The 15,043-nt window shown below is 60.4% G+C and carries 12 protein-coding genes and 1 tRNA gene; 2 read left to right on the top strand and 11 right to left on the bottom strand.

Features of this window, described 5'->3' with window-relative positions; all coding sequences use genetic code 11:
* Positions 1-141: 141 nt before the first annotated feature.
* The 3 genes from AB5287_RS03065 to AB5287_RS03055 form a co-directional block, all read right to left on the bottom strand.
* Positions 142-1,779: an aldehyde dehydrogenase family protein gene (locus tag AB5287_RS03065; RefSeq protein WP_007051231.1), complete on the bottom strand. Its 1,638-nt coding sequence runs from the start codon at positions 1,777-1,779 to the stop codon at positions 142-144.
* A gap of 120 nt (positions 1,780-1,899) precedes the next feature.
* The gene (locus AB5287_RS03060) at positions 1,900-3,975 is read right to left on the bottom strand and encodes an LTA synthase family protein (protein WP_077321717.1); all 2,076 of its coding nucleotides are present in this window, start codon (positions 3,973-3,975) and stop codon (positions 1,900-1,902) included.
* A 260-nt stretch (positions 3,976-4,235) separates the two neighbouring features.
* Positions 4,236-5,159: a metal ABC transporter solute-binding protein gene (locus tag AB5287_RS03055; protein WP_008783577.1), complete on the bottom strand. Its 924-nt coding sequence runs from the start codon at positions 5,157-5,159 to the stop codon at positions 4,236-4,238.
* Positions 5,160-5,420: 261 nt separating this feature from the next.
* Between AB5287_RS03055 and AB5287_RS03050 the strand changes: the two genes are divergently transcribed.
* Complete coding sequence (locus tag AB5287_RS03050; RefSeq protein WP_007053664.1) at positions 5,421-5,636, top strand: hypothetical protein; 216 nt, start codon at positions 5,421-5,423, stop codon at positions 5,634-5,636.
* 34 nt (positions 5,637-5,670) lie between these two features.
* Here the strand turns inward: AB5287_RS03050 and AB5287_RS03045 are convergent, their stop codons facing one another.
* The 4 genes from AB5287_RS03045 to AB5287_RS03030 all read right to left on the bottom strand — a co-directional run bounded on the left by AB5287_RS03045 (position 5,671) and on the right by AB5287_RS03030 (position 8,864).
* Positions 5,671-6,099, bottom strand: a complete 429-nt coding sequence (locus tag AB5287_RS03045) for a Fur family transcriptional regulator (RefSeq protein WP_003828581.1) — start codon at positions 6,097-6,099, stop codon at positions 5,671-5,673.
* An 8-nt stretch (positions 6,100-6,107) separates the two neighbouring features.
* Positions 6,108-7,286 (bottom strand): 5-(carboxyamino)imidazole ribonucleotide synthase, encoded by a 1,179-nt coding sequence (gene purK / locus AB5287_RS03040; protein WP_014484029.1) that lies wholly within the window; start codon positions 7,284-7,286, stop codon positions 6,108-6,110.
* Positions 7,270-7,770: a 5-(carboxyamino)imidazole ribonucleotide mutase gene (gene purE, locus AB5287_RS03035; protein ID WP_007057689.1), complete on the bottom strand. Its 501-nt coding sequence runs from the start codon at positions 7,768-7,770 to the stop codon at positions 7,270-7,272. Before purE ends, purK begins: the two co-directional genes overlap by 17 nt.
* Before the next feature lie 101 nt (positions 7,771-7,871).
* Positions 7,872-8,864, bottom strand: coding sequence for a zinc-binding dehydrogenase (locus AB5287_RS03030; protein ID WP_021975485.1), 993 nt, complete (start codon positions 8,862-8,864; stop codon positions 7,872-7,874).
* A 173-nt stretch (positions 8,865-9,037) separates the two neighbouring features.
* Between AB5287_RS03030 and AB5287_RS03025 the strand changes: the two genes are divergently transcribed.
* The gene (locus AB5287_RS03025) at positions 9,038-11,218 is read left to right on the top strand and encodes a 1-deoxy-D-xylulose-5-phosphate synthase (protein WP_131228833.1); all 2,181 of its coding nucleotides are present in this window, start codon (positions 9,038-9,040) and stop codon (positions 11,216-11,218) included.
* Here AB5287_RS03025 and AB5287_RS03020 read toward each other — a convergent pair.
* From AB5287_RS03020 to AB5287_RS03005, 4 genes are all read right to left on the bottom strand, one after another.
* Entirely contained in the window at positions 11,202-12,761 is a 1,560-nt protein-coding gene (locus AB5287_RS03020) for an ABC transporter permease (protein WP_013582440.1), read from the bottom strand. The genes AB5287_RS03025 and AB5287_RS03020 overlap by 17 nt on opposite strands.
* A gap of 11 nt (positions 12,762-12,772) precedes the next feature.
* Positions 12,773-13,939 carry a COG1361 S-layer family protein gene (locus AB5287_RS03015; protein ID WP_007051243.1) on the bottom strand — a complete coding sequence of 389 codons (1,167 nt, stop codon included), beginning with the start codon at positions 13,937-13,939 and terminating at the stop codon, positions 12,773-12,775.
* The gene (locus tag AB5287_RS03010) at positions 13,936-14,691 is read right to left on the bottom strand and encodes an ABC transporter ATP-binding protein (RefSeq protein WP_013582439.1); all 756 of its coding nucleotides are present in this window, start codon (positions 14,689-14,691) and stop codon (positions 13,936-13,938) included. Before AB5287_RS03010 ends, AB5287_RS03015 begins: the two co-directional genes overlap by 4 nt.
* A 251-nt stretch (positions 14,692-14,942) precedes the next feature.
* Positions 14,943-15,016, bottom strand: a tRNA-Arg gene (locus tag AB5287_RS03005).
* Positions 15,017-15,043: the final 27 nt, after the last annotated feature.

Genomic DNA, 15,043 nt, shown 5'->3' with positions numbered 1-15,043 from the left:
GGTAAGCAAAAATGACCCGAAATCAAATACTAGGACAGAAAAATCTGGCCCGGTACACGAATCAATCGATTGACGTAATTACCGGGACAGCGAACGTCACTATGACAACGCCATCACCCAATATCAGCGAGCGATATCACGCTAGCTGAATTTGGCGATGATGTCGAACAGTTTGGCCTTGGCTTCATTGAAGGGCGGGTACACGAGGCGCAGAGTGTCGGGGAACTGCGGCTTGGTAACCACGGTTTTGACGTGGCTGAAGGTGAGGAAGCCTGCTTTGCCGTGGTAGGTGCCGATGCCGGACGCGCCCACGCCACCGAACGGCAACCGGCTGGACAGCAGATGGCCCAACGGCAGCGAATATCCCAAGGCTCCGGAGCTGGTCTGACGTTCGAAAGTCAGCCGAACCTCGTGATCGCGCGAGAACACATATGCAGCCAACGGCCGGGACCGCTTGTTGATGAATCGGATTGCGGACTCGGCATCCTCGACCACCAGAATCGGCAGAATCGGCCCGAAAATCTCCTCCTTCATTACTGGCGCATCTGGCGACGTACCGTACAGCACGGTAGGCGCGATATACCGGGCGGCACGATCGACCTTGCCGCCGCAAACGATTCGACCGGCCAGGTCGAACACGCCGGGCACCTTGTGAATCTCGCTCGGCTCAACAGCGGCCGAGGCAGTCGCACCATCATCAGCGGCTGCCATATTCGAACCGGCCGTCGGCTTCGCCGCATTGTTCGCGCTGCCGGCCATCTCCCCCGCGCCACCGCGCCCAGTAGTCACGGCATTGAAGCGCCGCCCAACCATATCCATGGCCGCGCCTACCGCCGATGCCACCTGCACCAGCGGCGAGCTCGGCTCCTCAGGCGGCACGGTGCCGACCGGCAATAGCTTGCACAGTCGTTCAAAATGACGATCGTTGATAATACGACCAAAATCAGGCGAGGCCTTCGGATCTTCGCCATAGAATTCGGTGATGGCTACGGCGATGCGCTCGGCCAGAGCCTCGGCCACATCCGGCGTGGCGAGCACATAGTCGGGTGCCACGCAAGTCTGCCCGGCATTGGTGAATTTGCCCCACGCAATGCGGCGTGCAGCCACATTGATGTCCGCAGTGCGATCCACAAAGCATGGCGACTTGCCGCCGAGTTCCAGCGTGACCGGCGTCAGATGCTCGGCCGCCGCGCGCATGACGATTTTGCCGACGTGGCCGCCACCGGTATAGAAGATGTGGTTGAACGGGCATTTCAGCAGTTCGCCGGTTTCCTTGGGCCCGCCTTCGACCACGCGCACGGCCTCGGAGTCAAGGTATTGCGGCACCAACTCAGCAAGGAGCTTGGACGTATTCGGTGAAAGCTCGGACGGTTTCAAGCAGACGGCGTTACCGGCAGCGAGCGCATCAGCCATTGGTTCCAAGGCCAGCAGCACCGGATAATTCCACGGTGAAATGATGAGCACCACGCCTTTGGGCTCGGCAATCGTCCATCCGGCAGCCGGCTGCAACATCCAATGCATCGCTTTGGGATGCCGGGCGGTCCAAAGGCTCAGACGATTGCGCACGAACTGTGCTTCACCAGCCACCAGGTTCAGTTCCATGAGCACGGTTTCAGCCGCGGGCTTGCCCAAGTCAGCCATAGCCGAGGAGACAAAGGCATCACGGTTCTCCGTAACCAGACGGCGTAGTGCGTTCAGCTGCGCGCGGCGCCATGCCAGCGGCCGGGTACGACCGGATTCGTAAGTCTTCTTCAGTTGTTCGAAAGTCTGGTTCGTCATGAAAGCACCCCCTGCTTTACGGCAGCGCTACTGCAATTTTGGACGGGCTACGCCCCGCGCCTTGCTGGCTCGTCTGTCGGCTCGCACGCTGCCTACAGACAGCCTACTAGGCTGTCTGCTTTACGGCAGCGTCATAAAGTCCGTGTCTTTGAGGTAGTTTTTGCCGGCGGTGATGTCGTATTGGATGAGCTTGTAGTCGGCAAGCAACTGCTTGGTTTCCTTGTCGAAGTCATCGGTGGACATCGGGTTGCCGTTTTGGTCGAGATAGATGTTCTGGCCTTCGGGAATACGATCCCAGCCTTGGACCTTGTTGACCACAGGCGGTTCCATAGCGGCAATCTTGGAATGCATTTCGGTCAGGAACGCCAGATACGGGCTGACCTTGGCGTTCATGTGATCGGCGGCCTGCGCCACGAAGAAGTTCGGCGAAGAGTAGGCTGCATCGCTTGCCTTATTGCCTTGGGAGCTGGAAGCCTTATTCGACCAGATGAAGTAATCGGTCAGGTGCAGGGCCAAGGAGTTGTTGCCATCCTCGCTGGCGGACGAGTAGATGCCCGGCAAGTGATCGCCGTAGAACACCACGGTGACGGGCTTATCCAGCGCATCCAGTTCGTTCAGGAACTCCTGAGTGGCCTGATCGGTAATCTCCACACCCTTTTGATAGGTCTCAATCGACTGCTGTTCATCATCACCCAGCGGCGTACCCGTGGTGGATTCGGCGGTGTAGTCGTTATTCTCATACCACTCGTGGTAGGGCATGTGATTCTGCATGGTAATGATCTGAATGAACTTGTTCGTCTTGCCGGACTTGATGCCTTCCAACGCAGAATCATAGGAAGACTTATCAGAGACGTACGGCGACTCGTCGATCTTGTCCTGATACTTGATCACGTCCGGACCGGTCAACGTGTAGAAGTGCGAGAAGCCGAACTTCTTGTAGTTCGTGGCACGCGAGTACATGCTGGATTCGTACGGGTGGTAGCCGAGCGAGTTGACGGGCGCGCCCCACAGCTGGTTGATGGTGGGAGTCCAATGCTGGCTCGGGACCAGCTGCTGGTACGGGCTGGACAGGGAGGACTCGAAATTGGCCATGCTCAGGCCGGAAAGTCCCATGTATTCGAGATTGGCCGTACCTCCGCCGTAGCCGGAGGAGAGCATCAGGCCGGAGGTGGTGCCCGCCTTGATCTTGCGGATGTTGGGCATCGAATCCTTATTGGTCTTCAGTCCCGGCACGCGGCTCGGGTCAGAGAAGGATTCGGACAACACGTACACCACTGTCGAATCAGTGAGGTTGTTGGTGCGGGAGGCGTTGATTGTCTCCGCTTCCTTCTGATAGCGAGCGGCGACCTTCTTCATGGTCTCCTCGGAGTAGTTGCTCGGCTTGTCCATGATCTTCGGGTTGAGCTGGCGGGTGAAGGCCACGAGCGGACCATTGCGCTGCGCGTCATACACGGAATCCCACATGGATGGCGTGTCTCCCAAGGCGCGGGAGAACTTGTTGGCCAGCGAATCGGTGGTGCTCACATGAATGCAGTACAACGCGAACACCAGAATCGGCAGCAGCAGAAGAATCAGACGGGAGGTGAGGTTCAGGCTCAGGTTATCCGTACGAATCATGCGACCTTTGCGCCCATCGAAATGACGCAGCACCAGAATCAGCGCGAGCAGTACGGCGAACGCGCCGAGTGCCACGAGGATGGTCACATGCGCACCGGCCGGAATGAAGGTGAGCATGTTGCCGGTGTTCGAGCCAAGGAAGCCTAGATCGGCGGGCAGAATGGCCTCGTAACGGATCTCGACCTTGAAATGTTCGATGGCGGCCACGATGATTCCGACCGCGAGAATCACGATGCTTGCCGTCCAGAACCGGTTGAACAGCATCAGCAACATGAGGTACAGCAACGCGACAAGTATCACGTTGAGCACGAATACGAAATTGCCGTCGGTCCACATCTTGCTCACGAAGCCGAATCCGACGGTCGGACTGGACAGCTGCACACGGGTGGAGCTGGACGAAACGCCCACTTCGAGCGCCGTCACGACAATGATGTCGAAGATAACGAAGAGCACGCCGTACACCCAGCCGGGGAAGGGCTTGTGGGGGTGTTGGGGCGTGACTTCATTGGCTTCGACCTTTTTGGCCCAAAGCTTGAAATGGGGTTTCACTGTGGTGGTATTACTAGTGTTCTCGCTCATTCGCCTGTTTCCGTATGTGACTTTTCAAGGGCATATTGTTGCCGCTGAACCTTGGAAAATCCATAGTTCCACTATTTTTCTTACCGTTTCCTAACTATTCACCCTAACGCAAAGGGTGCCTCGGGACATCCCCGAAGCACCCTGATATATAAGGAGCCTATCCCTGATAGCGAAGTGTTCTGTTCTCCCCTAGACAACGCCTCGCTATCTGACTTGATTATTCCCCTTATCGCTGTTGCGGATTGACGGCTACTGCCGCATTACTTCACGGCGGCGGCGAACTGGTCGACCAGTGCGCTCATCCAGTCGAGCAGGTTGGTGTACTGCTTCGGCATCTGCTCGGCGAGCTCCACGATCGGCACGTTGGCGTCCTTGGCGGCACCGGTGATCTGGTCAGTAGTGGAGTTTGCTTCCTGGCTGTTGAAGACGAACATCTTGATGAAGCCGGCCTTCAGGGTGTCCTGGAAGTCCTTGATGTCGGCCGGGGTCGGCTCGCTCTCGTTGGCGGAGGCCTGGGCGTAGCCCTTCGGAGTGGCGTCGGTCATCTTGAGGTCGTCGGCCAGGTACCAGGCCACGGATTCGGTGGCGGCGTACGGCAGGCCCTCGGTCTTGGCGGAAGTCTCCTTGATCTTGGACTCAAGCTGGTCTTCCTTGGCGTGCCATTCTTTGTTGAGCTTGGCGTAGTCGTCCTTGTGGCTCGGGTCGGCCTTCTGGTAGGCGGCGGTGATGGCGTCGGCGGTGTTGGAACGCACCTTGGCGGAGAACCAGACGTGCGGGTTGTCGCCTTCCTTGATGCCGGCGGTTTCGGCGGCGGTGACCAGCGTGGCCTTGGTCGGCTGGGCGGCCTTGGTGGCCCACGGGTCGTAATCGGCGCCGTTGACTACGGCTACCTTGGCGGTGCCGAACTTGGCGACATCCTGGCTGGTGGGCTCGTAATCGTGCGCCTCGACGTTGGTCTTGGTCATGATGTTGGTGACTTCGACGTTGCTGCCGCCGAGGTCTTCGGCCACGGAACCCCACTGGTTGATGGAGGCGACGACCTCGATCTTGCCGGAAGACGCGGCGCCGCTGGAATCGGACTTGCCGCTGGCGGCGTTGCTGGAACCGCAGGCGGCCATCGAGAGCAGGGTCGCCGCGGCGGCCGCGATGGCGAGCGCGCGCTTGGCGTTGGACATGATGGACATGATTGGGTTTTCCTCTCTAATTAGCCGAACGGCTGGGCGATGCTGCTGTTGCTGCATCATCGCCCAGCCACCAACACGACAGAATAACATGTATTGAGAATTATTATCATTTGCATTTACATCGGCGTGTCATGCTGGCGTTCCACCCTGCCATCACCCTGGCGGCGTTCCTGCTGGCCTGGGCGAGCACCGTGGTACCGGCCTGGGTAGCGGCCAAACGCAAGCTGCGTGACAAGCCGGCTTCCCTACTTCGGGCATTTCATGTTCATGACTTCGGGTGGCTATAAGCACGTGTTCGGCGAGCAGCACCAGTCGAACGCCTATATGGTGCGGCTCAAGAACCACGAGACCTCCAATGTGGAGTCGCGCAGCGCCAAGCTCATGAAGCTGGACGGCGTGAAAGGCATCGTGCAGAACACGACCTCAAAGAAACAGCATGCTCGGCGCGCTGAAGTCAGTGGAATAGCAGCGGAATAACAAATGGGATCGGCTTTGAAGCCGATCCCATTTGTTATTCGCTCACTGCTTTCTGAGCCTTCTGCGCTTTCTGCTCCTTTTGGCAATCAGGGCATAGTCCGAAGACCTCCAGGGTGTGGGATTCGACGGTGAAGCCGTGGCCGTCGGCCACTTTGCGCAGCCAAGCCTCGCTGGGCGGGTCGATTTCCACGGTTTTGCCGCACCGCTTGCACACCAAGTGGTGGTGATGTCCGTCGTCGCCGCATAGGCGGAACAGCTGCTGGCCGTCCAGGCGGATCGTGTCGGCGGCACCGGCATCGGCCAAGGCGTTGAGCTGGCGGTACACGGTGGCCAAGCCGATTTTCGAGCCTTCGTCCTCCAGCCTGCGGTGCAGGTCCTGAGCGGAGATGAACTCCTCACAGTCGGCCAAGGCGGCGCGAATCGCGTCCTTCTGCTTGGTCTGGCGTTCGATATGTTCAACCATCGATAAGGTCACGCCTTCTTTTTCAGGTCGTCCCAGCAGCCGGTGGCCTCAAGGTCAGCAACCGTGGCATCAGGGTTGTCGGTGAGCACGGTGATGTGGCCCATCTTGCGGTCGTGGCGCACTTCGGCCTTGCCGTAGTCGTGCACATTCCACTCCGGGTGGGTGGCGATCAGCGCGCGCGTCGGCTCCACATGCTGGCCGAGTACATTGACCATCACGGCCGGCGAGAGCAGCTTGGGCTTGGGCATGGGCCAGCCGGCGATGCCGCGGATGTGGGCGTCGAACTGGTCCATCGAGCAGGCCTCGATGGTGTAGTGGCCGGAGTTGTGCGGGCGCGGGGCGAGCTCGTTGACGATGACCTGATCGTCCTTGGTGATGAACAGTTCGATGGCCAGCGTGCCAGCCAGTTCGAAGCCCTTGGCCAAGCGAATCGCCAGTTCATGCGCTTCGCGAGCCACATGTTCGGACACTTCGGCGGGGGCGATGGTCATGTGCAGGATGTTGTTGCGGTGCTCGTTACGCACGATGGGGAAGGTGACGAAGTCCTTGCCGTTGCCGGAGACCAGGATCGAAGCCTCGAATGCGAAGTCGACGAAGCCTTCCAGGATGCTCGGCGGGAAGCCGCCACCACGGTCGGAACGGGAGCGGATCTTCTCCAAGTCGGCGTCGGAACGCAGCACGAGCTGACCGTGGCCGTCGTAGCCGCCGGACACGGTCTTCAGCACGGCCGGATAATGAATATCATCCAATGCGGCGTCAAGCTCATCGAAGTTGTTGACGGCGCGCCACGGTGCGGTGGCGGTGCCGTGGTCGTTGATGAACTGCTTCTCGTGCACGCGGTGCTGGGTCACGCGCAGCAGGTCGGTGCCCTGCGGGGTGGCGGTGATGCCGCGCACCTCGTCGATGGCATCGGCGTCCACGTTCTCGAACTCGTAGGTGAGCACGTCGGACTGCACGGCCAGATCATGGATGGCGGTTTTGTCATCGTATTCGGCGGTGATCTGGAAGTCGGCCACCTGACCGGTCGGGCAGTTCGGCGTCGGGTCAAGCACGCCGACGCGGAAGCCCATGTAGCGGGCGGACAAAGCCATCATGCGGCCGAGCTGGCCGCCGCCGATGATGCCGATGGTCGAGCCCGGCATCAGCATGGAGACGCGGCCGCCCGTTTCTTCAGACAAGCTGGGCATTGGATTCGGCCACCTTTTCCTTCAGTTCGTTACGGTAATCCTCAAGCTTGTCGGCCAGTTCCGGCTCGAAGGCGGAGAGCATCTGCACGGCGAGCAGGCCGGCGTTGGTGGCACCGGAGTTGCCGACGGCGGTGGTGGCCACCGGGATGCCGCCAGGCATCTGCACGATGGACAGCAGCGAATCCCAGCCGGACAGGGCGTGGGAGCGCACGGGCACGCCGATTACGGGCAGCGTGGTCTGCGCGGCGATCATGCCCGGCAGGTGGGCGGCACCGCCGGCACCGGCGATAATGGCCTTCAGGCCATTGGCGCGGGCATTGTGCGCGAACTCGGCCATGAGCTCGGGCGTGCGGTGCGCGGAAATGACCTGCTTGTGGTAGACGACACCGAACTGGTCGAGAATATCGCAGGCACGCTTCATGGTCTCCCAGTCGCTGGCCGATCCCATGACCACCGCGACTTCGGGCTTGGATTCATTTGCCATTATCATTTACTCCCTAGTTATTGAGAATAAGGCCCACTGTACTCCTGATAGCGGAGTTAAGCCACGCAGCGAATCGTTCTCAATACATAATTCTGTGAGGCTTACAGCTCAATAACGATCTTGCCGAACACGTCACCGGCAATCATCTTGGCGAAGGCCTCGGGCGCGGCGTCCAGCCCGCTGACCACGGAGTCGATCGCCGGATGCAGATTGGCGTGCTCCACGAAGCGCAGCAATCGTGCGAAATCCTCGCGCGAACCCATGGTGCAGCCCTGCACACGGATGTCCTGGAAGAACAGTCGCGTGAGCTCCGCACCAGGCTGGTCGCCGGTGGTGGCGCCGCAGATGGCGATGGTGCCGCCGGGGCGCACGGATTTCATCGAATGGCTCCAAGTAGCCGCGCCCACGGATTCGATCACCGCATCGACCTTGCGCGGCAGGCGGGCACCGATCTCCAGCGCGGCGTTCGCGCCAAGTTTCAGCGCCTTGGAGCGCTTGTCCGCGTCGCGCGAGGTGACGAACACCTCCAGACCGGCGGCATGGGCGAGCTGGATGGCCGCAGTGGACACGCCGCCGCCCGCGCCCTGAATGAGCACGGAGTCGCCCGGCTTGATGCCGGCGGCATCGAACAACAGCGAGTAGGCGGTCAGCCAGCTGGTGCCGAGTGCGGCCGCCTCAGCCGTGGTGAGGCTTGCGGGCTTGGCGAACACGTTGGCGGACGGCACGGAAGTCTTCTCGGCCATCGTGCCGGGGTATTTCTCGGAGAGGATCGTGCGGCGCTCGCCCGGGGCCACGCCCGCGCCATCGGTGCCGACGAACGTGTACAGCACCACTTCGCTGCCGGCCTTGAGCCCATGCTTGCCGGGGATGTCCTCGTCCAGAATGCCCACGGCATCGGTGCCCAGGATCATCGGCGTCTGTTCGGCGGCGAGACCCACACCCTGTAGCGACCAGACGTCGTGATGGTTTACGGTCACCGCGCGCACCGAAACGGTCGACCAGAACGGGCGGGCCTGGGGTTCGGGCTGCTCGCCCACTGCCAACGCGGCAAGCGGATCGGCATGGTTGACGGTGGATGCGTATACGGCCTTCATTGCGCGCTCCTTGGTATCAAAAGGAATTACCGCATTCATTGTCCCACATCGCGCAGCGAACGAATCACCCATTTACGGAGATGTTGGGGGCATTGCTTCGTCATGTGGACCTCGGACAATGCCGGGCGTTAGCATTCAACTTCGGAAAGACTAGCGAAGGGAGATTCGAGGGTATGCGCAGCGCGTCAGGAAACGGATTTGATTCAAGCGATTCCTTCGCCGTCTCCGGCGCTGCCGAGAGGACCGCACGCCTTCACGACATACCCCCGAGCATTACCCCTTCCCATGGCGACGACTCCCATCTGCTGAGCCGCATTGCCAGCCCGGCCGATGTCAAGGCCCTTGCCCCCAACGAGCTCGCCGAACTCTGCCGTGAGATTCGCACCACGCTGCTGGCATATGGCCACCAACACGGCGGTCATATCGGCTCCAATCTGGGCATGGTGGAGGCCACGGTGGCCCTGCACCGCGTATTCGATTCGCCGCGTGACCGCATCGTGTTCGATGTATCCCACCAAAGCTACGTGCATAAAATGCTCACGGGCCGCGCCGCCGCCTATCTGGACCCGGACCGTTTCAGCGAGGTGACCGGCTTCACCAATCCGGACGAAAGCAAACACGACCAGTTCGTGCTCGGTCACACCGGTACCTCGATTTCATTGGCTTGCGGTTTGGCGAAAACCCGCGATATGGAAGGCCCGAACAGCGGCATCGGCAATGTGATCGCCGTGATCGGCGATGGTTCGCTGAGTTCGGGCGTGGCGTTTGAAGGACTGAACAACGCGGCTGAGCAGGGCGGCAATCTCATCATTGTGTTCAACGACAATGAGATGTCGATTGCCGGCGATTTCGGTGGCATGTACGGTCCGCTCGCCCGCCTGCGCGCGTCCGGTGGCACCGCCCAGCCGAATCTGTTCAACGCGTTTGGCTTGGATTATCGGTATGTGGAGGCCGGCAACGATGTTTCCGCGCTGGTCGCAGCTTTCGAGGAAGTGCGCGATATCGATCATCCGGTGGTGGTCCATATTCATACGCTGAAGGGCGCAGGATATGACGGTGAGGAGACTCACGCAGATCGGCAAACCGCCTCGGCCTCACCGGTTTCGTTCGACTCCCCCACCGGCGTGCATCCCACCGATAACGTGAACCACAGCGAGCCGTGGCATTCGGATCACTGCAACCTGTCCGATCATGAACCGCATGAGGGCCAGTGCGAGGCCTCGCATTGGCAGAATCCGGATGCCGCAATCGGCAAGCCGGACGATCCGCGCAAGCATTACGGCAAAATGGCGATGGCCGCACTCGAACCGCGTTTCGCCGCCGAGCCGGGACTCGTGGTCATCTCCCCCGCCACGCCGGGCTCGAACGGCATCACCCATGAGTTCCGAGAGCGCGCGGGCGCACATTATGTAGACACGGGCATCACCGAATCGCATGCCGTGGCGTACGCTGCCGGCATCGCACGGGCGGGTGGCACGCCGGTGGTGGCCACCACGGCGTCCTTCTTCCAGCGCGCGTACGACCAGTTCTTCCAGGAGATGAGCCTGAACCGTTCGCGAGTCACGGTACTTGATTTTCTGGGCGGCCTGTCCGGTTCGGACAATACGCATTCCGGCGCGTATGACGTGACGATGTTCTCCAATATTCCAGGGGCTACGATGCTGGTGCCGACTTCGGCTCGCGACTATCTGGCTGATCTGGCATGGGCTACCGCGCCGGCCGGTTCGGCGGACGCCCCTGCTGGTCCGGTGGTGATTCGAGTGCCGGGCGAGGCGATTCTGACGGCGGAACGGGATGCGACGCTGCTGCCGGTGACGGGTGGGCAGATCGCTGACCGCCCCCAGTCAACTTCGCTGCCAGCCTCCGCCAGCGGGGGCATATCTGCCGCAACAGTCCGCGGGACCGTTAGCGTAACGGCTCAGCGTGCCGGTGTGCGTCACATGCTGGATTGGCGGGTCAATCAGACGGGCTCGCACGTCGCGATTATCGGACTGGGCAATGCGTATCCGTTGGCGGAGCAGACGGCCGCCGCATTGTCTGCCGATTATGGCATCACGGCAACGGTTATCGACCCGCGCCAGTGCACGTCGCTGGATTCAGACGTACTGGAGTCGTTGCGTGATGGCCACCAGCAGGTCATCACCCTTGAAGACGGGCAGCTTGAAGGCGGCTGGGGCGAGAAAGTGACCGCATATTATGCGAATCATCATGTCTCGGACGGCAGCCGTAATCCTCATGTGCTGAACTTCGGCGCAGCCAAGGAATTTACCGACCGCGTGCCGCTGGGCGAACTGAACGAACGTTATGGACTAACGGTGGAGCAGGTGACAGAGGCGATCACTCGTTGTTTTTGATGGCGTCTAGGGCCGGGATTTTAACGGCTTTATTGGCCGGGCCGAAGCCGAACAGCAAGCCGATCAGCGTGGAAAACAGTACGACGAACAGGAACAGCCACCACGGAATCACCGAATAACGGGTCACATTCTCGCCACCAACTATCGCCTGCCAGAGTATGGTCCAGATAGATGTTCCGCCACCGGTACCGTCGCCGGAGCCCCCGCCTGCACCGCTGACCATACCGCCAGACATGCCGCCGCTCATGCCGCCCGCATACAACGCGCCGACAACGTTGATGCCCAGCGATATCAGTCCGCTCAGCACGCAGCCGACCAATCCGCCGAAGAATCCGATCGCGCCGGCCTCCGCAAGAAACATGACGCGAATGTCACGAACGTAGCAGCCAAGCGCCTTCATAATGCCGATCTCGCGCGTGCGCTCGGTTACGGACATAACCATTGTGTTGGCGATGCCGATGGCCGCAACCAACAGCGAAACCGCACCGATACCGCCCAGAATCAGCTGAATCGCGCGCGACTGTTCTTCCAACGACTTACGCATGTCTTCATAGGAGGAGGTCTCGTAGCCCAACGCTTTGATCTGTGATTCGACTTCGGGCACGGACTTGAGGTCGGCGGCCTTGACCAGCACCTGATTATAGGCGGTGGCTTTTTTGGCGGCGGCTGGATCGACTTTGGCGGCCAGTTCCTTCAACGCCTGCAAATCCATGACCAGACCGTCGGAGGTGGCATAGCCTTTGTTGTAGTCGCCCGCCACAATGCCGGAAGCCCGCACATCAAAGGTGACGTTTTCCGACTGACCCGCGGTGTTGCCACCCGCACCGCCTGTGCCGCCACCGCCGCCGTACATGTTCATGGTGTACTGGTCGCCCTGATAATTGGTGCCGGTGGTCAGACTGATTTGCGTGGCGAGCGGATCGAAGAACGGATCCTCGTCCTGGTCTTCCTCGCACTGGCCGGTGGTCTGGTCAAACGTGCATGAGGAATACTGACCGCCGCGTGTGCTGGTGCGTTGTTCGCCGTTCTTCAGGGTGTCCATGAAACCATAGGCGAACCATTCGCCGGCAAGCACCTGATCCTTTTTGACCGGCTTCTCGCCACCGACGAGCTTGTAGCCCATCTGGTCGAACTGGGTCATGTCGATGCCCATGATCTGCACGTAATCGTAGAGGTAACGGCCGCCCGCGCCGGCTCTGGCCGTCACGTTATAAGGGAAGTTCATCATCGGCGTCACGCCGGATACGCCGCTCATCGCGCGGAAGGATTCCACGGCCTTGTCGTCGAGCTTGGTATCGCCCATCTCGGACGAACCGCCACCGCCCATCGGACCGGCATAACCGTTGGTGTACACGGTGACGATGGACAGATCGCCCATCGATTTGAGCATCTTCTCGTTCTGCTCGTTAATGCCCTGGCCCAAAGAGACCATGAGCACAATCGAGCAGCAGCCGACGATAACGCCCAGCACGGTCAGAATCGTACGGGATTTACGCCGCCATAGGTTTTGTCTGCAAAGCCGCAGTATGTCGCCGAATCGCATGGTCGGGCCTTTCAGGCCTTGTGGGACGGGCCGGCCGGTGAGGCTGGTGAGGCTGGTGCAATAGGAGCGGTGTCTGCCGCAGCACCATCCGTCACGTCGGTATCGGTCTTATCATCCTTGCCTTCGGACCAATCATCCCAGTCCTCATCAATATCGTTCTTCTTGGCCTTCTGCTTGCGCCGGCGACGCACGAGCAGCACAATCACCACGATAATGACCACGGCGATCACGACGATGACCACATACACCAGCACCGGCAATCCCTGATTGGCGCTCTGGTCCATGTTCGGATCGGCCATGTCGGAATCATCCACCGGCTGCATATCGGTTACGGGTATGGCGAGCGGGAATTCCTTGGTTTTGGTCTGCCCGTCGGAATCCTCGTACGTGACTTTGAGCGTGGTCTTCAGCTCGCCTGACGCGTGCGGCGTAAAGGCGTAACCAATCGTGCCGGTGGCGCCGGAAGCCACATTGCCCACGTACTGGGTTTTCATCGTGGCATCGAAACCTTCGCCCTCCATCGTGGCCTCGACGTTGGCGATATCGCCTTTGCCCTTGTTCACATATTCCATCGTGACCGTGTTTTCCTGACCGGCGATCACCTGGTCGGGCACTACGGGATCACTGATTTCGAACCGGTCAGGCTGACTGATCGGCACGGAAATCTTGACATCGGACTGGCTTGAGGAGCGGGCGCTGGCGTCCACATACTCGTATCGGAAGTTCACGGTCACGGGCTGGGCACCGCTTTTCGCGGAGGCGAGCGCCTGCATCGGCACGCTTTGCGTCATGGCGTAACCGCCCCACAGCGCGTCGACGTAGAACGTGTTCGTGCCTCCCGCGATGGCGAAGCTCTCGCCGCCGTCCACGGTGATGACCATGTTCGTCACCGCCACCTGACCCATGTTCTGGAAGGTGAAGTCGAGGTTGAAATCGGCGCCGGCGGCCACGGAATCGCCGCCATAGGTGAAGTTGGTGACGATGATGTTCGGCACCGGGCCGGCGATTGGCGCGGAATCGCCGTCGCTTCCCTGAGACGTACTGTTCGTGCCGCTTGTGCCGTCTGTGCCGTCGACTGCGTACGCCTGGTGCGGAAGGGAGATGACGGCAAGTGCCAGTGACAGCGTGGAGAGCAACGCGACGATGATGGCGATGGTGCGGTGGGAGAGGTGCTTCATCGGTCAACTCCTTGGGTTCTTTGGGCGGACGGCGTGGACGGAACAGTTGGGCGGGAAAGGTCGGTGTTGAGCCGATCGCTGGTGATGCGGCCATCGAGCAAGGTGACAATGCGGTCGGCGTATGAGGCCATCTGCGGATCGTGTGTGACCAGCACGATGGTCTGGTTGAAGTCATGGGCGAATGCGCAGATCATCGTCATGACCTCGGTTTTGGTTTTGGAGTCAAGGTTGCCGGTCGGCTCATCGGCGAACACCACCTCGGGCTTGGTCACAAACGCCCGGGCGATGCCGACGCGCTGCTGTTGGCCGCCCGACATCTGGCGCGGGTAATGGCTGAGACGATGTCCCAGACCGACCCTTGTGAGCACGCCACGCGCCGCACGTTCGCGCTGTTCCTTGGGCACGCCGCGGAACATCAGCGGCATTGCCACGTTTTCGAGCGCGGTCAGATTGGGCAGCAGGTTGTACGACTGGAATACGAAGCCAAGATGCTTCTGGCGGAAGGCCGCCAGCTCACGCTCGTCGAGTTTGCTGACGGGTACGCCGCCGATTCTCACGCCGCCGCGCGTCGGTTTTTCCATGCCGGCCAACTGGTTGAGCAGCGTGGATTTGCCGGAGCCGGATTCGCCGAAAATGCAGCAGATCTGGCCTTGCGGGATACTGAGATTGACACGGTCAAGCGCCACCACCGTCTCATCCTCGACGGGGTATTCCTTGCGTAGGTTTCTTACCTCGATGATTGCTCGTGGCACGGGCCTTCTTCCCTCGTTCGTCGCCATTGGCGGACGCGCGATAGCTGGTTATTATTCAGCACATCTCAAGTCAGAGTATAACCGTTATGCAGGAGACGCACCCCTTAAGGGTGTTCCCGGATGGTGGTGATGAGCATGTGACTTCTAATCTCAAGGTCGACAGTTCAGGCTCCAGACGGACCCAGACCGGCATAATATTCAAAAGCCCCCGCCCCTCACAAACGATGAGGGACCAAGGGCTTATTACATCGTGACCCCGGACGGGCTCGAACCGTCGACCTTGAGATTAGAAGTCACATGCTCTATCCAGCTGAGCTACGGGGCCAAACTCGTGTAAGTCTAGCCGTAGGGG

Origin of the sequence: Bifidobacterium sp. RTP21102st3_E2_RTP21102_210122 (assembly GCF_040916945.1) — a bacterium.
GTDB classification, from domain to species: Bacteria; Actinomycetota; Actinomycetes; order Actinomycetales; family Bifidobacteriaceae; genus Bifidobacterium; species Bifidobacterium longum.
The sequence above is the reverse complement of the archived record's forward strand: the minus strand, read 5'-3'. Positions and strand labels throughout refer to the sequence as shown.

What these genes read in the sequence shown, in the direction of transcription:
- AB5287_RS03065 (WP_007051231.1), bottom strand. Translation starts at nt 1,779, where the DNA reads ATGACGAACCAGACTTTCGAACAACTGAAGAAGACTTACGAATCCGGT.
- AB5287_RS03060 (WP_077321717.1), bottom strand. Translation starts at nt 3,975, where the DNA reads ATGAGCGAGAACACTAGTAATACCACCACAGTGAAACCCCATTTCAAG.
- AB5287_RS03055 (WP_008783577.1), bottom strand. Translation starts at nt 5,159, where the DNA reads ATGTCCATCATGTCCAACGCCAAGCGCGCGCTCGCCATCGCGGCCGCC.
- AB5287_RS03050 (WP_007053664.1), top strand. Translation starts at nt 5,421, where the DNA reads ATGTTCATGACTTCGGGTGGCTATAAGCACGTGTTCGGCGAGCAGCAC.
- AB5287_RS03045 (WP_003828581.1), bottom strand. Translation starts at nt 6,099, where the DNA reads ATGGTTGAACATATCGAACGCCAGACCAAGCAGAAGGACGCGATTCGC.
- purK (WP_014484029.1), bottom strand. Translation starts at nt 7,286, where the DNA reads ATGCCCAGCTTGTCTGAAGAAACGGGCGGCCGCGTCTCCATGCTGATG.
- purE (WP_007057689.1), bottom strand. Translation starts at nt 7,770, where the DNA reads ATGGCAAATGAATCCAAGCCCGAAGTCGCGGTGGTCATGGGATCGGCC.
- AB5287_RS03030 (WP_021975485.1), bottom strand. Translation starts at nt 8,864, where the DNA reads ATGAAGGCCGTATACGCATCCACCGTCAACCATGCCGATCCGCTTGCC.
- AB5287_RS03025 (WP_131228833.1), top strand. Translation starts at nt 9,038, where the DNA reads ATGCGCAGCGCGTCAGGAAACGGATTTGATTCAAGCGATTCCTTCGCC.
- AB5287_RS03020 (WP_013582440.1), bottom strand. Translation starts at nt 12,761, where the DNA reads ATGCGATTCGGCGACATACTGCGGCTTTGCAGACAAAACCTATGGCGG.
- AB5287_RS03015 (WP_007051243.1), bottom strand. Translation starts at nt 13,939, where the DNA reads ATGAAGCACCTCTCCCACCGCACCATCGCCATCATCGTCGCGTTGCTC.